The 20,810-nt window shown below is 35.5% G+C and carries 25 protein-coding genes; 12 read left to right on the top strand and 13 right to left on the bottom strand.

Annotated features, from left to right (window positions below):
* Positions 1-38: 38 nt before the first annotated feature.
* The 4 genes from JCM15579_RS03550 (at position 39) to JCM15579_RS03565 (ending at position 3,028) form a co-directional block, all read left to right on the top strand.
* Positions 39-440, top strand: coding sequence for a DUF418 domain-containing protein (locus JCM15579_RS03550; RefSeq protein WP_054715837.1), 402 nt, complete (start codon positions 39-41; stop codon positions 438-440).
* Positions 441-460: 20 nt separating this feature from the next.
* Positions 461-1,282: a DUF418 domain-containing protein gene (locus tag JCM15579_RS03555; RefSeq protein ID WP_054715840.1), complete on the top strand. Its 822-nt coding sequence runs from the start codon at positions 461-463 to the stop codon at positions 1,280-1,282.
* 4 nt (positions 1,283-1,286) lie between these two features.
* Entirely contained in the window at positions 1,287-2,027 is a 741-nt protein-coding gene (gene rlmB / locus JCM15579_RS03560) for a 23S rRNA (guanosine(2251)-2'-O)-methyltransferase RlmB (protein ID WP_054715843.1), read from the top strand.
* 140 nt (positions 2,028-2,167) lie between these two features.
* Positions 2,168-3,028 (top strand): tetratricopeptide repeat protein, encoded by an 861-nt coding sequence (locus tag JCM15579_RS03565; protein WP_054715846.1) that lies wholly within the window; start codon positions 2,168-2,170, stop codon positions 3,026-3,028.
* Positions 3,029-3,113: 85 nt separating this feature from the next.
* Here JCM15579_RS03565 and JCM15579_RS03570 read toward each other — a convergent pair whose 3' ends face one another.
* The 5 genes from JCM15579_RS03570 to JCM15579_RS03590 form a co-directional block, all read right to left on the bottom strand.
* Positions 3,114-4,484: a 4Fe-4S dicluster domain-containing protein gene (locus JCM15579_RS03570; RefSeq protein WP_054715848.1), complete on the bottom strand. Its 1,371-nt coding sequence runs from the start codon at positions 4,482-4,484 to the stop codon at positions 3,114-3,116.
* Positions 4,485-4,836: 352 nt separating this feature from the next.
* A complete protein-coding gene (locus tag JCM15579_RS03575; RefSeq protein WP_054715851.1) occupies positions 4,837-5,922 on the bottom strand; it encodes a 3-oxoacyl-ACP synthase III family protein in 1,086 nt (361 codons plus the stop codon).
* A gap of 371 nt (positions 5,923-6,293) precedes the next feature.
* Positions 6,294-6,848 carry a chalcone isomerase family protein gene (locus JCM15579_RS03580; RefSeq protein ID WP_054715854.1) on the bottom strand — a complete coding sequence of 185 codons (555 nt, stop codon included), beginning with the start codon at positions 6,846-6,848 and terminating at the stop codon, positions 6,294-6,296.
* Positions 6,849-6,868: 20 nt separating this feature from the next.
* Complete coding sequence (locus tag JCM15579_RS03585; RefSeq protein ID WP_054715857.1) at positions 6,869-7,162, bottom strand: PQ-loop repeat-containing protein; 294 nt, start codon at positions 7,160-7,162, stop codon at positions 6,869-6,871.
* A 6-nt stretch (positions 7,163-7,168) separates the two neighbouring features.
* Positions 7,169-8,407, bottom strand: a complete 1,239-nt coding sequence (locus tag JCM15579_RS03590; protein WP_054715860.1) for a mechanosensitive ion channel family protein — start codon at positions 8,405-8,407, stop codon at positions 7,169-7,171.
* A gap of 178 nt (positions 8,408-8,585) precedes the next feature.
* Here JCM15579_RS03590 and JCM15579_RS03595 point away from each other — a divergent pair, with 178 nt between their 5' ends.
* Positions 8,586-9,869 (top strand): M64 family metallopeptidase, encoded by a 1,284-nt coding sequence (locus JCM15579_RS03595; protein ID WP_054715863.1) that lies wholly within the window; start codon positions 8,586-8,588, stop codon positions 9,867-9,869.
* Positions 9,870-9,945: 76 nt separating this feature from the next.
* Here the strand turns inward: JCM15579_RS03595 and JCM15579_RS03600 are convergent, their stop codons facing one another.
* Positions 9,946-10,281 carry a DUF6249 domain-containing protein gene (locus JCM15579_RS03600; RefSeq protein WP_054715866.1) on the bottom strand — a complete coding sequence of 112 codons (336 nt, stop codon included), beginning with the start codon at positions 10,279-10,281 and terminating at the stop codon, positions 9,946-9,948.
* Between the two features lie 358 nt (positions 10,282-10,639).
* On the opposite strand from JCM15579_RS03600, the gene JCM15579_RS03605 reads away from it, so the two are divergent.
* Positions 10,640-11,215, top strand: a complete 576-nt coding sequence (locus JCM15579_RS03605; RefSeq protein WP_054715869.1) for an RNA polymerase sigma factor — start codon at positions 10,640-10,642, stop codon at positions 11,213-11,215.
* Positions 11,216-11,235: 20 nt separating this feature from the next.
* Positions 11,236-11,661: a hypothetical protein gene (locus JCM15579_RS03610; RefSeq protein WP_054715872.1), complete on the top strand. Its 426-nt coding sequence runs from the start codon at positions 11,236-11,238 to the stop codon at positions 11,659-11,661.
* Positions 11,662-11,827: 166 nt separating this feature from the next.
* On the opposite strand, the gene JCM15579_RS03615 is transcribed toward JCM15579_RS03610, so the two are convergent.
* The 7 genes from JCM15579_RS03615 to JCM15579_RS21755 all read right to left on the bottom strand — a co-directional run bounded on the left by JCM15579_RS03615 (position 11,828) and on the right by JCM15579_RS21755 (position 16,670).
* Positions 11,828-12,199 carry a DUF3127 domain-containing protein gene (locus JCM15579_RS03615; protein WP_054715875.1) on the bottom strand — a complete coding sequence of 124 codons (372 nt, stop codon included), beginning with the start codon at positions 12,197-12,199 and terminating at the stop codon, positions 11,828-11,830.
* 24 nt (positions 12,200-12,223) lie between these two features.
* On the bottom strand, positions 12,224-12,658 hold the full coding sequence (locus tag JCM15579_RS03620) for a peptidylprolyl isomerase (RefSeq protein WP_054715878.1): 435 nt from the start codon (positions 12,656-12,658) through the stop codon (positions 12,224-12,226).
* 270 nt (positions 12,659-12,928) lie between these two features.
* Positions 12,929-13,633: a BamJ family beta-barrel-assembly machinery protein gene (bamJ, locus tag JCM15579_RS21255; protein WP_083464513.1), complete on the bottom strand. Its 705-nt coding sequence runs from the start codon at positions 13,631-13,633 to the stop codon at positions 12,929-12,931.
* A gap of 24 nt (positions 13,634-13,657) precedes the next feature.
* The gene (gene bamJ / locus JCM15579_RS03630) at positions 13,658-14,260 is read right to left on the bottom strand and encodes a BamJ family beta-barrel-assembly machinery protein (protein ID WP_054715881.1); all 603 of its coding nucleotides are present in this window, start codon (positions 14,258-14,260) and stop codon (positions 13,658-13,660) included.
* A gap of 117 nt (positions 14,261-14,377) precedes the next feature.
* Positions 14,378-15,082 (bottom strand): tRNA (5-methylaminomethyl-2-thiouridine)(34)-methyltransferase MnmC2, encoded by a 705-nt coding sequence (mnmC2, locus tag JCM15579_RS03635; protein WP_218186046.1) that lies wholly within the window; start codon positions 15,080-15,082, stop codon positions 14,378-14,380.
* A gap of 74 nt (positions 15,083-15,156) precedes the next feature.
* Entirely contained in the window at positions 15,157-16,494 is a 1,338-nt protein-coding gene (locus JCM15579_RS03640; RefSeq protein WP_083464514.1) for an MATE family efflux transporter, read from the bottom strand.
* Positions 16,446-16,670, bottom strand: a complete 225-nt coding sequence (locus JCM15579_RS21755) for an MATE family efflux transporter (RefSeq protein ID WP_054715890.1) — start codon at positions 16,668-16,670, stop codon at positions 16,446-16,448. The genes JCM15579_RS03640 and JCM15579_RS21755 overlap by 49 nt, the downstream gene beginning before the upstream one ends.
* 107 nt (positions 16,671-16,777) lie before the next feature.
* Here JCM15579_RS21755 and dinB point away from each other — a divergent pair, with 107 nt between their 5' ends.
* From dinB to JCM15579_RS03665, 5 genes are all read left to right on the top strand, one after another.
* The gene (gene dinB / locus JCM15579_RS03650) at positions 16,778-17,842 is read left to right on the top strand and encodes a DNA polymerase IV (protein WP_054715894.1); all 1,065 of its coding nucleotides are present in this window, start codon (positions 16,778-16,780) and stop codon (positions 17,840-17,842) included.
* Positions 17,843-18,010: 168 nt separating this feature from the next.
* Positions 18,011-18,793 carry a 5'-nucleotidase C-terminal domain-containing protein gene (locus JCM15579_RS03655; protein WP_054715897.1) on the top strand — a complete coding sequence of 261 codons (783 nt, stop codon included), beginning with the start codon at positions 18,011-18,013 and terminating at the stop codon, positions 18,791-18,793.
* Positions 18,768-19,007 carry a hypothetical protein gene (locus JCM15579_RS20600; protein ID WP_218186047.1) on the top strand — a complete coding sequence of 80 codons (240 nt, stop codon included), beginning with the start codon at positions 18,768-18,770 and terminating at the stop codon, positions 19,005-19,007. Before JCM15579_RS03655 ends, JCM15579_RS20600 begins: the two co-directional genes overlap by 26 nt.
* Positions 19,008-19,027: 20 nt before the next feature.
* Positions 19,028-19,714 (top strand): bifunctional metallophosphatase/5'-nucleotidase, encoded by a 687-nt coding sequence (locus tag JCM15579_RS03660; protein WP_218186048.1) that lies wholly within the window; start codon positions 19,028-19,030, stop codon positions 19,712-19,714.
* A gap of 188 nt (positions 19,715-19,902) precedes the next feature.
* Positions 19,903-20,778, top strand: a complete 876-nt coding sequence (locus tag JCM15579_RS03665; protein WP_054716409.1) for a cation diffusion facilitator family transporter — start codon at positions 19,903-19,905, stop codon at positions 20,776-20,778.
* Positions 20,779-20,810: the final 32 nt, after the last annotated feature.

Raw genomic sequence — 20,810 nt, forward strand, 5'->3', positions numbered from 1 at the left:
GACTCTTTCTTCGAATCTTCTTATCTTAGAAAGAAAAAATGCAAAACCCACATGCTGCTCCAACTTCTCTAAACGAAAGAATTCATTCTCTCGATATTTTGCGAGGTTTCGCACTTTTAGGAATTCTATTTATTAATATTCAGCTTTTTGCTTTGCCAAATGCATCATTTGCCAATCCGTTGGTACTGGGAGAAATGAGTGAGTTGGAAAGTTTTGCCTATTGGCTGGTGCATGTTTTTGCCGAGCTAAAATTCATGAGTATTTTTTCCATTTTGTTTGGTGCAGGTATTCTACTATTTGTTAATCGCTTGACAGACCAGGGAATTGATGGCTCGAAAATTCACATCAGAAGAATGATGTGGCTTCTGCTTTTTGGGATGATTCACGCTTATTTTATTTGGTTTGGCGATATTCTGGTAGCTTATTCAGTTATTGCTTAATTGCCGTACTGCTTCGTAAAATGAAAGATGAATGGAAGTTGGTTCTTTTCCTGTTTCTGTATTTGGTACCAATGTTTTTCTTTTATGCTATTGGAAGTATGTTTGAAACCATGCCCGAAAAAATGTTGGAAGAATCAATGGCTGAATTTTCACCTTCGGCTGAAATATTATCTGCTGAAATTGATTTGTATCAGATTGGTTCCTGGTTAGATATCTTTGTTAAAAGAGTTCAATTAAATATGAATTATCAGGTAGGATCCTTCTTTATGCTATCCATATGGAGAACTACTGGGATGATGCTATTGGGAATGGTACTTTTAAATCAGGGAATCTTATCGGCAAAAAAATCGAAAATATTTTATGCTATAATGGCTGTTTTGGGCATAGGAGTAGGTGTGCTAATTTCCAATTATGGAGTTCAGGAAATGTCTCAAAACAGATGGGAGGTAGTACATTATTTCAAATATGGGTATCAGTACAATTACTTTTCGAGCATTTTTACTACGCTAGGATACATTGGCTTAATCATTTTGGTGTATCAATTAAATCTGTTGAAATTTTTAACGAAAGCTTTCGAAGCAGTTGGTCGATTGGCTTTTACAAACTACCTTTGCCAATCCGTAATTTGTTCCATCATTTTTTATAGTTACGGATTTGGATTATTCGGTGAGTTCAACAGGTTTGAGTTGCTATTTTGGATGCTTGGTATCTGGATTTTTCAAATGACTTCATCTTATATATGGTTGAAGTATTACAGGATGGGACCATTGGAATGGTTGTGGCGATACTTAACCTATAAGGAAAAACCGCAACTGGTATTAAATGTAAAATCAAGAAATTAGATAGATGGCTAAACAGAAACAGGAAATGTTGTTCGGGATTAGAGCAACAATGGAGGCGATTAAAAGTGGTAAAGAAATTGAAAAAGTATTAATTCGTAAAGGATTAACTGGTCGTCTGTACCAAGATCTATTCGATATAATTCGTGACGAATCAGTCGAGTATCAATTTGTTCCTGCTGAGAAAATCAACTCACTAAACCAGAAAAACAATCAAGGTGTTGTTGCTTTAATTGCACCTATTGCTTACCAGGAAGTTGAAGATGTTGTGCCACAGATTATGGCTGAAGGAAGAGTCCCTCTAATTTTAATTTTGGATCAGATTACTGATGTCAGAAATTTTGGAGCAATAGCTCGTTCTGCTGAGTGTGCAGGTGTTGATGCGATTATTATACCATTTAAGAATTCAGCTAAAATTACTCCTGATTCAATTAAAACTTCAGCCGGAGCATTGTATCAAATTCCGGTATGCCGTGTGCAGAATCTAAAAACTCTTGTGCGCAATCTGAAAAAGGAAGGAATTCGAATTGTGGCTTCAACAGAAAAGGCTGAAAACTATTATACTGATACAGATTTAACGTTGGCAACAGCAATTATTATGGGATCGGAGGATACCGGTATCGATGAGGCATTACTTCGCCTGGCTGATGAAAAAGTAAAAGTGCCAATCCTAGGGCAAATTGAATCTCTAAATGTATCGGTAGCTGCATCGTTAATGGTTTACGAAGCTGTTCGACAAAGAAAATAATCTTTTAAGACTAAGAATATGGTAACGCAGAAATAAACTTTCTGCGTTTTTTTGTGTCTAAATGTGAAATAAATGAATTTTTATTCACCCTCGGTGGGCATTTAAACGTCACAATATTATATGACCATTAATGACAAATTATGAAGAGAATATTAACATCAGTACTTGTTTTATTTTCGTTGATATTGAATGCTCAAGATTTTGACAGCGAATTGAATAAAGCAAATAGTAAGTTTTTCGAAAAGAATTATCAAGAGGCTTTAACCGATTATCAGAAATTGGTAGATAGTGGTATTGGAGATGAAATGCAAAGATCATGGGCCTTTGGGTATATTGGTGTTTGTCAGCAAGAATTGGGAAATATTGAAGAGGCAAAAAAGAATTATCGCAAAGCCATGGAAATGGGAACTCCAGGACCAAGTTTTTACTCAAAGTGTTTAGCTATTTACAAATCCGAGAAAGATGTGAATGGGCAGGAATTTGTTCTCTTGGCGAAAAAGAAAAATATGCCTCATGAGTACAGAAAGGTTGTTAAAAGTTTGTCATATCTGTATATGAATTCGAAACAATTTGAGAAGCTATTGCCTGTATGCGATGAGTTGATTGAATGGTATCCAAGCAATCACAAGTATCATTATTTTAAAGCGGTTTCTTATCAGCAACTAAATGATATTGAAAGTGCCAAAACTGAATACCGCAAGGCCATAGAATTAAAACCTGATGACGCCAGTTCGAATATGAATTTGGGCATGATTCTGTTTTTAAAGGCAAATTCGGATTTCGAAGAGGCAATAAAATCGTATGAATCATTGGCAAAACCAACTAATGATGATTACCAGAAAAGCAAACAAAAATTGACGGTTTACAGAAAAAAAATGCGAGAGGCAGAACCAATGTTACTCATTGCATACAAGGCAAAACCGAACAAGAATGTGAAGAATGCTCTTTACAATTTGTACTATAAATGCAAGGATTATAAAACAGCAAAGGAGTATAAGTAGATAGGATTATAAACTCAATGATTAGTTAAGGCATAGGAATTTTATTTCTGTGCCTTTTTTATTCTATTTTATCTTAAATGATGAATTAATAATCGGTATTGTTTTTTGGAATCCAGTTCGGAAGATCTGCCGATTTGGGTTTTCTTCCATAAAAGAAATCATCAAGATGTACTGCCAACATTCTGAATAAAGCAGAATTTTTAATGCCAAAACGAATGAAATTGTGCAGTAAATTATCGGGATGTGAGTATGGACAACAAGCCATGCAGCGACCACAATCGGTGCCTGCTTTGCACCAATAGGTAAAGCAAGATTCCGAATTAATTTGCCATCTTTTAATTCCATTTACAAGTTTTGGATCGTCGAACGATATGGATTTGCTCGGACAAACCTCTGCACATTTTTTACATTGTAAGCAGAAATCAAGCATCGAATTGTTCTTGGTTCTTTTGTCGGTATCCAATTCAAATTCTGTAGTAACCACTCCCAATCGCACTCGTGGACCTTCTTTAGGTGTCATCAGTAAGCCCATTCTGCCAATTTCACCTAGACCAGCCTCTCGGGCAACCAAAGGGCAAACAATTTGGTAATTCCCATCGATGTGAGCTCGTGCTGAAAATCCCAGGCTTCTTAAGAATTGTGCCAGTTGAACGGCAATTCGTCCAGCCTCTAAATACTGTTGAGCCGATTCCATTACGATAGAAGATTGAGGTGCTGCGGCCACCATTTCCTGACTCATTTCAACAGTAAAGGCAATGGCATGTGTATGATTACTCTCAATAGGATTTCCATAACCTTCGCCTCTTCCTTTATGTGAATAGAAATGATAATCTTTCAATTCAGTAATTCCAACATTTAAGGCTCCTAGTTTTCTGCTCCAATCCTTAATAAACTTACTTAAATCGCTTTTTGAAATATTGGATTTTATTGGATTGATGTCACCATCAACAGCTTGATGAAATTGCTCAACCGTAAAAAAACTTGCATTGGCAGCTTTGTATGCGAATTCATTAAAAAATATGGACTTCTCTGCGGTTAATCCTGGTTCTTTTCTAAACTCGTTATCCAGTTTTAGTTTGTCAGGATTTTTGGAATAATATTCTTTGAACCTTTCAGTGTTTTCTTTCAACTCGTTTCTCGAGAACATGATGTCTCTCTCATCAATTTGCGTTTTTGGAAAATCATCGGTGATGTTTTTCTTATTACCAAAAGGGATTAAAAATAGGATGCTGGTAATTAAAAGATCAGCAGTAAGAATAAGTGCTATAACCTCCCAGTTGTAATACCATGTTAGCAAGTAAATGGGAGGCAGTAGTAAAGCGAGTAAAAGAGCTCTGAATCCAGCTCTTTTTTCCTTTTCCTGATAAAAAATAATGCATGTGTAAAGTAATCCTGCAAACAGAATGATTGAAAAAATCAAGCAGGTAAGAATTGATAGGTGGTATACTTGGGTCATTTTACTTGTCTTAGGGCAGCAAGATAAAGGATTTTTTTAGCGAATCCATTTTGCCAATCTAATTTGGATTCTTTCTCTGTAGAAAGGCTTCAATCTTATTTTGAATGGTAATATAATTCAAAAAAAATTACCCGAACCAACAAGTGTTAATTCGGGTAATATTTATAGTAATTTTAGGGTTAGAATGCAATTCCAAAATCAAATCTGATAATATCCTATTCTCCTCAATCCCCTTTATTTTCTAGCCTCTATCAGATTCAGCCCTGCTAATTTAGAAAAATTATTTTTGAATCCAACAAATTTGGATAAATCTTTATTAAAAAGATTGAAAATTTAACATTTAAAGTTCAATTTACACTTTATATACAAATGAGTTAATGTTCATTCCTGCACCAACAGAGGCAAACACAACATAGTCGCCAGAATTTAAATTGTGATCAGATAAAGTTCCTTTGGCAATTTGATCGTAAAGAATCGGAACGGTAGCCACAGAATTGTTACCCATTTTCTTTAAAATAATTGGCATAATATCTTCCGGCACTTCTTTTTCTTTATACAATCTAAACAATCGTTTCCCTATGGCTTCATCCATTTTTTCGTTTGCTTGGTGGATTAATATTTTCTTGATGTCTTTGATGTCTAATCCAGCTTTATCAATACTCTCCTTTACAACGCCAGGAACATTGGTAATTGCGTATTCGTAAATTTTACGGCCAAACATTTTAATGAAATGACTGTTACTGTTTCCTTCGAAATCAGCATTGTCTGAAATGTCTGATCTTAAGAAATAGGCTTGATCTTTGGTGTCCGTTCTCATTGCATGAGATAAGATTCCGGTTTCTTCTTCCGATTCACAAGCTTCCAATATGGTAGCACCAGCTCCGTCCGAATAAATCATACTATCTCTGTCATGTGGATCACAAACACGAGATAGTGTTTCTGCACCAATTACCAACACTCGGTTGGCATCGCCCGATTTGATGTAGTAGTTGGCTTGGATCATCAATTGAACCCAACCAGGACATCCAAACAAGATATCGTAAGCAATACATTTTGGATTTTCTATTTGCAAAAGGTTTTTCACTTTTGCGGCCAAGCATGGAAGTTGATTGGTTAATGTTGAATTTGGTTTGATATCACCGTAATTGTGCGCAACCAAAATATAGTCAATGCTTTCTTTATCGATGTTTGAAGAATCTAGTGCATCTTTTGCTGCTAAATAAGCCAAATCGGATGCTTGCTGCTTATCAGTTGCATACTTTCTTTCCTCAATTCCGGTAATCTCACGGAACTTTTCAATTATTTCCTCGTTTGGAGTTTCAATTTTTTGTCCGTTCGGTTCAAAAAAATCATGGTTCAAAAAATGCGAATTTTTAACTTCGATACTTGGCAGATAACTACCTGAACCTACAATTTTAGAAAATCTCTTGGTACTCATTGTCATTGTTTTTGTTTCACAAAATGCACGCAAAATTTCGGGTGCAAAATATCTTCTCAAGAAACAGATTCCTATAGTCCGAAAGATTTGTTATATACCGATTACAAATAATTACCAGCTATATTTTATAGCCCTGCAATTGTGTATTGGCATAAAGTATTGTATAAGCAAAATGCTTTTCCAATCATTTTGATATACAATTAGTTTAAAAGTATTTATCCCTAAGGATAATAAGTTTGGTGTGGGCGCTAAGATAAAGTTTTTTTTTTGAACTGCATCGGCTAAACCTTTATTTAGAAAGAAATTCTATCTTTCATCTGATAAAAAAAGGAGTGATTTTTAAATCACTCCTTTACTATTCTTTTCTGATTCTATTTAAGCAGATCCTCTTTTAAATTTTTATCGGCAGGTTTATTGCAAAGCCAAATGCCAAAAAGTGCTTTTTTAAAATCTAATCCATCAATTACCTTTTTAAGTTCTCCATTTTTGTATATCAAGCTTCCTTCTGAAGGGTTGTAAACAAATTCAAAAACGTCTTTCTTTTCTACTCCACTTAAAAAAACTGAGAGGAAATCATTTATTCTGGATTCTATTGGTTTAATATTGTTTTGGGTTGAATTTTTAAAACCATCTCTTGTGGCTTTCTCCATTTTCTCAGCTGTAATTAAGCCGGAAATAATTTCAAGTCTAATGCCCATGCATTTATCATCATTAATGATTTGCGATGCATCTTTGGTTTTACTTTCCAAATACAATCCCATTGCATACATATCCATCCAAAGTTTAACTCTGGTGCCAGCTCCTTGCAAGTGCAATTTTGTTTCTTTTACCATCATTTTTGATGGCAATTCAACACCGCCTACTTTAGTTTGTGCAAAAGAACCAAAACAGCTAAGTATGACTAAAAAGGTAAGTAATTTCTTCATATTAATTTTTGGATTTAGCTTTATGAATAAATCAGTTTGGCATAACAGAGATAAAAAGTTGCCACAATGTTTACCATATAGTTTAACCAAAGTGGGTATTGTCTTTTATCTGCTTTTAAATCACCGTTTACAATATAGATAAAAGTAAACAGCACGCCAAAAGCCCACATCAGCAAAAAGGGCCAGTTAAAACTATCAACATCATGTGTTTTCCATGTTTGTACAACTTGTGGAATCACTCCAATACTTAGAATGATATTACCAAACCAGCCCAATGACTCGAAAAAATCGAGTTTTTTAAAGATACTCTTCATTTATAGTTAGTTCATTAATTTTTGAAAATCATCACCTGTAGGATTCTGGAAGACTTTTAAATTGAATTCAGGTACAATTGCGAAAATGTGATCGAATATATCTGCCTGAATGGCTTCATAGTTTGCCCATTCCTGATCATTAGAAAATACATATATTTCAATTGGTAAACCCTTTTCGGATGCTTGTAACTGACGTACAAGGAAAGTCATTTCATTATGAATTTTTGGATGATTGTAAAGATATGCTTCAACATATTTTCGGAATGTTCCAATATTCGTTAACCTTCTCTGATTTACAGGGATCTCACCTTCAGGATTTGATGATTGAATTTCTTCTTTCTTTTCTTTCATGTAATCTTGAATCAAGTTGATTTTTTCAAATTTATGGATGTCTTCTTCAGAAAGAAAGTGAATCGACTTTACATCTATATTTAAATGCCTTTTAATTCTTCTACCTCCTGATTCTTCCATTCCTTTCCAGTTATTGAATGATTCGGAAACCAAAGCATATGTTGGGATTGTACTGATTGTTTTATCCCAATTTTGAACTTTTACTGTATTTAGGCTGATATCGATTACAGTTCCATCGGCTCCTTTCGATGGCATTGAAATCCAGTCGCCAATATTCACCATTTTGTTGGCGGATAGTTGAATGGAAGCTACAAATCCTAATATTGTATCTTTAAAAATCAACAGGATAACGGCAGCAAAGGCTCCCATTCCAGCAATAATAGTTAAAGGATTTTTATCGAATAAAACCGCGATTATTGTGATAATTCCCAATGCATAAAAAAAGATTTTTATAATTTGTATGTATCCTTTTATTGGTCGTGTTTTACTCACCGGCATGGTGTTGTATATATCGTTGCTTGCACTCAAGAAAGTATCAAGAAGCATAATTGCAAGGACAACCATATAAACATATGCTCCATTTTCAACAAAATTACTCCAGCTTTCATGGTCAATTAGTGAAGCGCTTGAATATATAATGAAGGCAGGAGCAAAATGGGAGATTTTATTAAATACTTTTCTTTCCAAAAGAATATCATCCCAATGAGTTTTGGTCTTTCTAACAACTTTAGTAATGATCGAGATTAGAATTTTTTTTGCAATAAAATCAGATAACCAAGCAACAATTAAAACGATAATTGCAGCAATAACTGATTGTAGTAGAACAGCCCAATAATCTGAAAAACCTTCGCTGATTAACCAGTTCTTTAATTGAACGCCCAATAGTTCTTTCATGGTCTAATTAAATTTGTGTGTGAATTAAAAATCTAAGATATCTATTTCGATTAGGAAATGAAAAATGTGAATCTCGAATTGTTAAAAATCTTGAACAAATCTGACTTTCTGTGACAAATGTTTTTAATCGAACTCAGGTTATTCGTATTTTTATCACTTCAACTTAAACAATCGTAAAATGAACCTAAAACCATTATTAGTTTTGATGTTTATGGCATTAAGTACTTTTTGCAATGCACAAAACAAATTTGAAAAATACTTCGAAAATAAAACCCTCCGAATTGATTATTTAATGGGGGGTGATGCAAACTCTCAAACCGTATTTCTGAAGGAGTTAAAAGAGGAACCTCACTGGGGAGGAAGTACCGTAAATCTGATAGATAAATTTGGATATGGAACTTTCGGATTCAAGTTGTATGATGTGGAATCGGGAGAATTGATTTATTCTAAAGGCTTTAATTCTCTTTTTCAAGAATGGCAATCTACAGATGAAGCAAAGAAATTAAAAAAAGCATTTTATCAGGTGAATGTGATGCCGTATCCTAAAAAGACAGCTCGTTTTGTGTTGGAGTCAAGAAGATGGGACGGAAGCATGGAGCAGATTTGGGAGTATACAATTGATCCTGCGAATTATTTTATTGGCAGAGAAAAGCCATTAGCAGTTCCTTATACAAAGATTATGGGGAAGGGCAGTCCTGATAAAAGTGTTGATATTGCTTTTATTGCTGAAGGATATACGCTCGAAGAAATGGATAAATTTAGGGCAGATGTAAAAAGAGTTGCTGGTTATCTATTGGATGTACCTCCATTTGATAAGTATGCGAAAAACTTTAACATTTATGCTTTAGAATCTGTTTCTGAAGAATCAGGAACCGATGTTCCAGGTGAGAATATTTATAAGAATACAGCTGTAAATACTACATTTTATACCTTCGATGTTCCACGGTATCTAACAACTTTTGACATTAAGGCTCTGCATGATATTAGTGCAAATGTGCCTTACGATCAAATTTTTGTGTTGATTAATACCGATCGTTATGGGGGAGGTGGTTTCTATAATTATTATTCAAGTTGCTCGGCTGATAACCAATTGACATACGAAGTATCAAGCCATGAATTTGGACATGGATTTGTTGGCCTTGGAGATGAGTATTACAACTCGAAAGTTGCTTACGATGGTTTTTATAACCTGGAGGTTGAGCCATGGGAACCAAATATCACAACTATGGTTGATTTTGACTCGAAATGGAAAGACATGCTGGATGAATCAACACCTGTACCAACACCACGAACTCCAGAATATGAAAAAACACTTGGAGTGTTTGAAGGAGGAGGCTATATGGCTAAGGGAATTTATTCACCAGTTCAGGATTGTAAAATGAAATCGAATAATGAGAAACACTTTTGCCCTGTTTGTGAAAGAGCAGCCGAAGAAGTAATTCTATTTCATATGGGAAAATAAAAATTTAATGCTTTGATATAAAAAAATGCGCTTCGAATTGAAGCGCATTTTTTTGTTTGGGGTAAATTATTTCAAACTATTCAGTTTCTTGTTGCTTTTTAGCTATACTGTAAAAAATTAACAGAGCCAATCCACCAAATAAGAAGATCATTGAAAAGTAAGAAACTTCTTCGTTTAATCTTGTGTAGGCATCCAGAATATTACCAACTAGGATTCCTGCTGCCAATCCAATCAATAAAATTCCATACTTTAAGCTTTCAAGTGTACTACACTTTTTTTCTCCTTGTAATAAACTAATATCCATGCCTTTTTCGATTAATGCTCTTCTTTCTTTATGTCTGTGTACTAAAAAAATGATTAGTGGAACACATCCAAATACTGAAATTATTGCTACTACACCTGTGATATCCATAATATGTGATTTTAAGGTTAAACTTAAATTTAATTTCAAAACTAAAATCGCTTATTGATTTTTGCTTTCAACTTTATGACGCCACCTCTTTAAAATCGGTTACAAAAAAAATTAAGAAAGTTTTAACGTGAGATATTATTCTGATGAAAATCATTGTATTAACTTGCATGTGTTGAGTAGAAAAAAAGAAATGTTGAACTTATTTTCTTAAGTCTGTAACCGAACCGAATACTTGTGCGTCTAAGTTACAGATGATTCAATAAAAGTTTAAATTTTGATTTTTGAAGCAACATTTAGCAACAAAAAATTGTCTTTTTAAGTGATGATGTTTTGTTGAGAGTTGAAAGTTTGATTTAATATGGCATTAAGAAGAGATAGCTATTATATTGCAAAAATAAAGGAAGGAGATCCTGGTGCGTATGCTGTTCTTGTTGATAAATACAAGAAAATGGCTTTTAATGTGGCTTTGCAATTAATGGGGAATAGAGAAGATGCCGAAGAAGTTGCTCAGGATGCTTTCCTGAAGGCATACCAAGCATTAGATACCTATAAAGGAGATGCAAAATTTTCAACTTGGGTGTACAGAATCATCTACAATACAGCAATTTCTCGATTGAGAAAAAAAAAGCTTGATGTAAGCTCTATTGATGAAGATTATTCAGCATCAGTAAATATAAAATCTACTCAATCGGCATTGCAGGAGCTTCGTTCAGAGGAAAGGAAAAAGTACTTGACGAAGGCTTTGCAGCAAATGAATGCTGAAGAAAGGACATTATTAACTCTATTTTATCTGGAAGAAAATTCGGTTGAAGAAGTTTGTGAAATTACCGGTTTAAGCCAGTCAAACGTGAAAGTAAAGCTGCATCGTGCGCGAAAAAAATTGTATTCCCAATTGGAAACAATTTTACACGGAGAGCTAAAAACAATATTATAGATTTCTAAAAATAGAAAACCATGAACAAGCAAGAAGATATCTATAAAGACCAATTCATTAAGAATTTAATGAAAGATGTAGAGTTGGAAGAACCATCAGAGAGGTTCACCAACAAGGTGATGGATGACGTAATGCAAGATTGGTTGGCAAAACCAATTGAGGTAAAACAAATTAGATCAAGAAAGCAGTGGTTAGGAATTATTGGTTTATTAGTAGTTTTAGCAATAATATTGCTTGGAACTGACGTAAGAACAATAGTTAGTGATTTCGAACATCCATTTTTTACACAACTAGATAAATTATTTCTAACGCCAATTAATCAATTGTTGAATGGAGTTTTTGTTAGCTTGTCGAAGGTTCCTGTAATTGTTTATATTGTTGTAGTTGCCATGGCTTCTTTGGCAGCATTCGATAGAATTGTGAATAAGTATATTCACTTTAGGTAAGTTCAAACACAGCCGGTGCCGACCGGATTTTTCAATAATTTTTTTGACGATAAACTGTTCTTCATTCGAAGGGCAGTTTTTTTGTAAAAGTAGATACGAAAAAAGATTATTCACTTAAGCCAATGAAAAAACCCACTCCGATTGGAATGGGTTTGTATATTTTCAATTAAAAAGGAAGATCATCTTCTTCTGGAGCAGGTGGTATATCATCTGCAGTAAATTCTGGCATTTCTGGAATTCCTGCTTCAGCTTGTACTTTCTCAATTCTCCAAGCTTCCAAATTAGAGAAGTAGTTTACATTTCCATCTTTTTCCCATTTGCGACCGCGAATGTTAAAAGAAACTTTAATTTCTTCGTTCAAAGAAATTGGTTCCAAAAGGTCACATCTGTCTTGAGTTAATTGGAATTTAATGAAATCGTTCCATTCTGAATTTCTTTCATTTTCTACTTCAATTACAAACTCTCTTTTCTTAAAGCGATCGCTAATTTGTTGAGTATCATCTTTAACGATTACTTTTCCGTTGATTTCAAAATTCATCTGTATCTAATTATCTTTTAGGAATTACTCTTTAATGATTACAATTTTTTCGATTTTGTCGCCAGCGCGGATGTCATCAATCACATCAAGACCTTCAACCACTTTACCAAAACAAGTATGGTTTCTGTCAAGGTGAGAAGTGTTGTCGCGGTTGTGGCAAATGAAAAATTGCGATCCACCTGTGTTTCTACCAGCGTGTGCCATAGAAAGAACTCCTCTGTCGTGATATTGGTTGTCTCCATCCAATTCGCAGTCGATTGAATAACCTGGTCCACCAGCACCAGTTCCATCAGGACAACCACCTTGAATAACAAAGCTAGGAATTACACGGTGGAAATTTAGTCCGTCGTAAAATCCGGATTCCGATAGGTTTACAAAATTTTCAACAGTTTTTGGAGCGTCTTTTTCGTAGAATTCTACTTTCATTACTCCTTTTTCGGTATGAATTTCAGCGTACATGACTATTTATTTTATTGGTTATTATACAGTTTAATTAGTTTTCAAAAGGCGAAAACAAGATTTTAAATTTACAACTTCGTCTTGGTAGTTGCAAAAGTATGCAAATCTAAAAAAAAGATATGGGCTTAAAAAATTGTCAACCTGTGATATGAATAAGAACTTGGAAATGAGACTTAAGTTTTTTGAAACAGCTAAGGGGCAAAAAACCCCTTTCGATTTTTATCAAAAGGGGTTCTGTTTTTAATATATCGTCCTGAAACTACAGGTCAATTATTTTTTAGGTTCTGCTGGTTTTACAATTTCCAGAAGTTCAACTTCGAAAATCAAAGTTTCGTTTGGACCTATATCACCACCTGCACCACGAGGACCATAAGCCAAATTAGCAGGAATGAACAATTCGTATTTAGAACCAACAGGCATTAACTGAAGAGCTTCAGTCCAACCTTTGATTACACGGTTTGCAGCAAAAGTAGCTGGTTGATTTCTTTTGAAAGAAGAATCAAACTCTTTACCATCGATAGTTGTTCCACGGTAGTGAACTTTTACCTGATCTGTAGCAGCTGGTTTTTCACCAGTACCTTCAGTAATTACTCGGTATTGTAATCCACTAGCAGTAGTAATAATACCTTCTTTTTTAGCATTCTCAGATAAGAATTTTTCGCCTTTAGCAATATTTTCTTCACCAACTTTTGCTTGAAGAGCTCTCATGTAAGTGTTAATTACAGAACCACTTTCACGCAATTCAATTTTCAAAGAATCACCATCAATCACATCATAAATACCAGCAAGGATAGCTGCTTCGTTAAATTCAGTGATGTTGCTTTTCTTTAGGTTTGTTCCGAAGTTAATACCAATAGCGTAACTAACAGAATCAATTTGATTATTTAAGGCTACATCCTTATTTCCATTTTGGTTACAAGAAACAAGGGTCATAGCACCTAATCCAAGTGCAAGAGACAATGCTTTTAGTTTCATTTTGCGTTGTATTTTGGTTAATTATTAAACTATTTCTAACAACTCAACTTCAAAAATAAGAGTTGTGTGAGGACCGATTAAGTTACCAGCACCTTGTGCTCCGTAAGCTAAACCAGAAGGAACATATAATTTCCATTTCGATCCAACAGGCATTAATTGAAGAGCTTCAACCCATCCTGCAATTACACCATTCACTGGGAATGTAGCAGGCTCGCCTCTGTTAACAGAGCTATCGAAAACAGTTCCATCAATTAAAGTACCGTGGTAGTGACATTTTACGCTATCAGTACCTTTTGGTAAATCACCATTACCTTCTGTAATGATTTCATACTGAAGACCACTTTCAAGAGCAGTTACACCTTCTTTTTTAGCATTTTCCGATAAGAATTTTTTTCCAGCTTCGATTGCTACATTAGCTTGCTCTTCTTGAACTTTAGTGAAATATTCTTGAAGGATTTTGTTTGCTTCATCTGGAGAAAGTTCTGGCATTTTACCATTGAATGCAGCATCAAGAGCTTCCATGAATGGCTCAGTGCTAATGGTTTTTACTCCTGATGTAATTAAGTTGCTAGCAATGCTTAAACCAAGGCAGTAGCTTACTTTGTCTTGTTCTTCTGTGTACTTCATTTTATATAATTATTTTGTTACTTGCTTTTTGATTTATGATTAGTATGATCATAAAGATCGACTAAGGTAAGGCTTTTCCTTCACATATGCGAAACTGCATATGAAATTAAGTTTTTTTTACAATTGTTCGGCCGTTTTTATCGGTTCAAAATCATCGATTCGGGTGGCTCGTAACATTTCTCTTTTTCCAGGAGGGCCGGGAAGTCGTTTTACCTTAAAACCGGCAGCACGTAAGGCTCTTTTCACAATTCCTTTAGTACAGTAGGTGGTAAGTATGGCTTCTGAATTTGTGGCCTGATAAATTTTCTCAAAAATAGCCTGACTCCATAAATCTGGTTGCACGTCTGGTGCAAATGCATCGAAGTAAACCAAATCATATTTTGATGGAAAATTGAATTCAATTAAATCTCCCTGAAGTTTATGCAAGGTGAAATTCTCATTGATTTGCACATCGATATTCCACTCACAGGAATGCAATTTTTGGAACATTTCCGAAGCTTCCTTATTGGTTTGTTCGGCATAGTTTAAGTTCTCTATTAATTCTTTTTCAAGAGGGTAGAGCTCTATAGAGTGATAAATTACTTTTCTCTTCTGTTTTTCAGCCTCTGTTACCGTTAAAAAACAATTTAATCCTGTTCCAAATCCAATTTCCAGAATGTGTAATGGTTCCGGTTGTGCGAAATGAAATCCTGCATTCAGGAAAATATGCATCGATTCCTGAATCGCCCCATGGGTAGAGTGATAATGCTCATCCAAGTCGGGCATATAAAATGTATGAGAACCATCTTCGGTAACCTTGAGCTCCCTTTTTAATTTGTTCATCCGTTTATTTTTCATGTTTTTGTAGGATGTAAATTACTATGAGTAAATAATCATTCCAGTGCGTGAGTTAATAATTATTTACTCATGGACGTTTCATCTTTTAATTGATTAATTACAATTGATGTTTGACGCAATCTGCTTGGTAAAATTCGAATCCAGAATTTTTGAAAAGGCAAAGGATGATTGTTTTCAGGATGTTTGTAAAGTATGAGTAAAAACCATAAGAACAATACACTTCCCTTTAATATGCTAGATAAAGTTAATCCCCACCAAACTCCTGTAGCAATAATGGTATCAGGACTAATTAGCTGACTAAATTTGGGCAGGAAATCTATTAAGGTGTAACTTAAAAAGAAAGCTAAGGGGATACGTAATACATTGCCCGAAATACCAACGATAGCTGGAGGAATCGCCCTTCCTATTCCATTGAAAGCTCCTGTAGCAGTGATTTCAACACACATTAAGATTTGAGAGAAACTTAAAATAATTAAATAAACAACCCCCATTTGAATTACTTTTTCCTCTTCTTGGCTCATGAATAGGCCAAAAATAGCCTCTCCAAAAAAGAAGAAAAGAATTGTACTAATGACTCCAATAAAAGCAGCAATTCCCAGCGTAGTGAAAAAACCTTTTTGGATTCTATCCCATTTGCCCGCACCAAAATTCTGACCGGTGAATGTTCCCAAAGCTGTTGAAAAACCCAAAGCTGTCATCCATGATAATGCCTCAATTTGGCCCCCAATGGCTTGGACGGCAAAGGGGCTTTCATCTCCTCCAACAATGTTATTCAAAACCCGAGCTAATATCATAGCCAAGAAAGCAAAACAAACCGACTGCAAGGCAACAGGACCACCAACTTTAAGAATTGGTTGCAAAAATTTTTTTTGAATTTTGCCCAAATAGTGTTTAATGTTTAGAGGATTTTGTCTGATATGCAGATTGTAAATAAAGATCACAAACACCAAGAATTGTGAACCAACAGTCGCAATTGCAGCACCTATTGCTCCTAAAGCAGGAATATCTCCCCAACCAAAAATCAAAATTGGATCAAGAATAATATTTAAAAACAAGCCAATGGAGTTTACAATAAAAGGAGTACGAGTGTTGCCAATTCCATTGTATATGCCCGAAATACTAATGTTAGAAAAAGTAAATGGCATACCAAAGGAAACGAATCTTAGGTAATCAACTGCTGTCTGATTTACAAATTCACTCTCAATATTAAATGCACTGATAATTGGGTGAGCAAAAATCCATACAATTGCAGCAAATGCGGTTGATATTATCAAAGACAAACTGAAAGCATTTTTAGCAAATGACTTGGCATCATCGAGATTTTTTCTACCAATTGATTGAGATATTCCTACCTCGCGCCTATTTTGGTAATATACATTAATGAAGATCCAAACCAAACCAGGTAAAGAGCCATTCCAACTGCACTAACCGTTTCCTTTCCAACATGCCCTAGCCAAGCCATATCCGTCATGTTATAGGACATTTGCACAAATGAAGTGGCAATGATTGGAATTGCCAATTTTACAATTTGCGTAAATATATTTCCTGATGTAAGATCTTTGATTTTATTCACTTTCTATTGACTTGCTTGTATAATTTGAAATTGGGCGTAAAATTACAAAAATGGCAGCGATTATTTTTTGATTGCCCCATGATTATTCAAATATTTGCACTGGAAATATGGAAGACATTCGAAAGATAATTCACATTGATATGGATGCCTTTTTTGCTTCGGTTGAGCAAAGGGATAATCCTGAATTGCGCAATAAACCCATAGCTGTTGGAGGTGATGGAGATAGGGGAGTTGTTGCGGCTGCAAGTTACGAAGCGCGTAAGTTTGGAGTTCGTTCTGCTATGCCTTCAAAAATTGCAAAAAAGCGCTGTCCACATTTAATCTTCGTTCGTGGTCGCCATGATCGTTACAAGGAGGTTTCCAACCAAATCATGAGCATTTTTTACGAGTATACCGATTTGGTAGAACCGCTGTCCATCGATGAGGCATTTTTGGATGTTACCCACAACAAAAAAAATCTGCCGTCAGCTACCTTAATTGCCCAGGAAATTAAAGCTCGAATTAAAGAGGAGACTAGTTTGACAGCTTCTGCGGGAATATCGGTAAACAAATTTTTGGCTAAAATAGCTTCTGATGTAAATAAGCCCGATGGGTTGTTCGTGATTCCTCCCAAAAATATCGAGAGTTTTATCAACGATTTGCAAATTGACAAATTTTACGGTGTAGGTAAAGTTACTGCTGAAAAAATGCATAAACTTGGCATTTTTAGAGGAAAAGACTTAAAAGAAAGAAGTCTTTTGGATTTAAGCAGATTGTTTGGCAAGCATGGAACTTATTATTACAATATTGCCAGAGGGATTGATGATCGACCTGTAAACCCGAACCGAATCAGGAAATCGGTTGGAACTGAACATACCTATCGAAATGATTTAATCGATACCCAGGAGATTAAAAAAGACCTGAGAAAAACGACAGAATCATTGGTTCGCAGACTAGAAAAAAGTGGATTTAGAGGCAGAACCTTAACTTTAAAGCTAAAATATAGTAACTTCGAGCAGGAAACTCGAAGCAGAACCCTATTTGGGGTATTTGAGGGTTTCGAGATGATTCAGAAAAATGCAGAAGAGCTTCTCGATCAGGATGAGCTCAAGAATAGTATTCGATTAATAGGTCTGACTGTATCGAATAGAGTGGATGAATCGGAACCCATGCAGCTTACAATTGATTTTTAATAGATCAATTCTATTGATTCTTTAGTGGAATCAGATAACAATAAACCATTTTATAAATGATATCAGAGGATATTATTCTGATTGATATTGTCGATTGTTAGCAGATGATAATCGAATATTTATAATTTTATTAGTCAATAAAAGACTAAGGTGTATTTTATTTTAAACATGAGAAAAAACTTAATCAAATCACTCTTTATTGTTTTGATTGCTGCCCTATTTTGTTCATGTGCAGTAACATCAAAATCATCTGCCGAAAAGGTAGAATCACATTACACCATTAATGCCGATCTGGATGCCATATCGACAAAGGATACCAGTTTTTTTAACTTGATTAATTCGTACAAACACCAGTTGGATGGAGAGATGAATACCATAATATCCTTTGCTGAAATGGATATGCTTACGGATAAACCAGAAGGCCTGCTATCCAACTTTCTTGCCGATGCCATGTTCGAAATTGGTAACGATTTTTGTGCTGATCAGCAATTAAAGCATGGGGTTGATGTGGCCTTGTTGAACATGGGAGGAATCAGAACCTCACTCTCGAAGGGAGAAATATCTACCGGAAGGGTATACGAAATGTTACCTTTTAAAAACAAGTTGGTAATTGTTGGAATGGAAGGCAAACAGTTGGTGGAATTGCTTCATCGCGTTGCTTACTTTGGTGGCGAAGGCGTAAGTGGAGTTAAAATGGGAATTAAAAACAGAAAAGCGGTAAACATTCTTGTGGATGGAAAGCCAGTTGAGCCAACGAAAATATACCATGTTATGAGTGTTGACTACCTGGTGAATGGTGGCGGCGGATTTACCGCCTTCGAACAACGCAAAACATTCCGACACATGCACCGATTGTTGCGTTCGGAAATCATTAAATACATGAGCGAGAAACACAATAAGGGAGAAAAAATATCGGCTAAACTTGATGGGAGGATTTACAATGTGGAATAGAAGAGAATTTATTACGAAATTGGGTTTAACCGGGGCATTTTTAAGTAGTGGATTATTTACCAAATCGCTTTTTGCAGCTTCGATCAGCAAGCATAAAATTACCTTATTGCATACCAACGATTTGCATTCGCGCATTGAGCCATTCCCGGAAAAGGATCCAAAATATGGTGGATTGGGTGGTTTTGCCCGATTGAATGCTTTGGTAAAAAGATAAGAAGAGAAGAGGAGCATGTATTGCTATTGGATTGTGGTGATGTTTTTCAGGGAACGCCATATTTTAACTTTTTTAAAGGAGAAGCAGAATACAAATTGATGTCGAAAATTGGTTACGATGCCGGTAATATTGGAAACCATGAGTTCGACAATGGTATTAAGGGGATTACCTCGCAAATAAAGAACCGTAATTTTCCTTTGCTAAATGCCAATTACGATTTTAGCGGAACCGATTTGGAAGGTAAAATTCCTCCATACCAGATCTTTGAAAAGGGAGAGCTTAAGATTGGTGTTTTTGGTCTGGGTGTTGATCTTACTGGTTATGTGGAACCTCAAAACCGCGAAACCATTACTTATATCGATCCGGTGGATGTCGCTAAGGATATGGTTCGAATCCTGAAAGAAGAGAATCATTGCGATTTGGTAGTTTGTCTTTCACATATGGGACATACCAGCAATATTGGTGAAGATTCCGATATGGAATTTGCCAAGCAAACCAGAGGCGTTGATGTGATTTTAGGCGGTCACTCCCATACTTTATTGGAAAAACCAGAACGAGTGAAAAACCTGGATGGCGAAGAGGTAATTATCAACCAGGTAGGTTGGGCCGGAATTGCTTTGGGAAGAATCGATTTTTATATCGATAAGAAAAAGCAAACCAAATTGGCAGATTCACAATTGATGAAAGTAGACGGAAGGTTAGCCTGATACCGATTGGTATTTTGATTCAGAATTTGATAGGGACTGCATTATACCTTAATTATTTCGAAACATAAATGGTATAAAATTATTATTTTTGGGGCTTTGACTATCAGATCGTATGATAAAACGAGTAGGATTGAAATAATTATTACTTCAATAGCCATCGGCACGACATGCGAGAAAATTATGAACGGATGAAATTTGAGCTGAATAAATCGAATTGGGCCGAAACCGAAGGGTGGCTATCCATTATAGGAAATATTGTACTCTTTATTATAAAGTATTGGGCCGGATTGGTTACTGGATCCATTGCTATTATTGCAGATGCATGGCATACTTTGTCTGATAGTTTGAGCTCTGTTATTGTATTAATAGGAGCGAAAATTTCGAAAAAACCTGCCGACGATGATCATCCTTTTGGACACGGTAGGGCCGATTTAATTAGTGCCTTTATTATTGGGATTCTGTTACTGCTGGTAGCCTTCGATTTCGTATTGGAATCCTATCATACTTTAAAAGATGGTGAATCATCGCAGTTCGGAACCATTGCCATTGTGGTTATGATTGTTTCCATTGTGGTGAAGGAAGCCCTTGCACAGTTTGCCTTTTATGGCGCTCGCAAAACCAACTCGAAAGTACTAAAGGCCGATGGATGGCACCATCGTAGCGATGCCATATCATCATTGGTTATTTTGGTAGGTATTTTTGTAGGGAAATATTTCTGGTGGATAGATGGTGCATTGGGGATGATTGTTGCCTTCATGATTGGTTATGCAGCCTACGAAATCATCAGGGATTCCATTCATTCCATTTTGGGCGAAAGTCCCGATCAGCAATTGTTAGAGGATTTGAAGAAAACTTGCGAGGAGGTCTATCCGCATGCCATCAATCCGCATCATTTCCATGTTCATTCTTATGGCGACCATACCGAGATAACCTTCCATATCAAACTGCCACACGATATGTCGATAAAAAAAGGGCACGACATTTCCACCGAAATTGAAAAGAAAATCAAAAGGAAATTTGGTTTTGCGGCAACCATTCATATTGAGCCTCGGGATCATGTGTAGGATGATAACCTCATCCTACCTTTTGCGACAAA

The organism is Marinifilum fragile JCM 15579, from assembly GCF_001310955.1.
Taxonomy (GTDB): Bacteria; Bacteroidota; Bacteroidia; order Bacteroidales; family Marinifilaceae; genus Marinifilum; species Marinifilum fragile.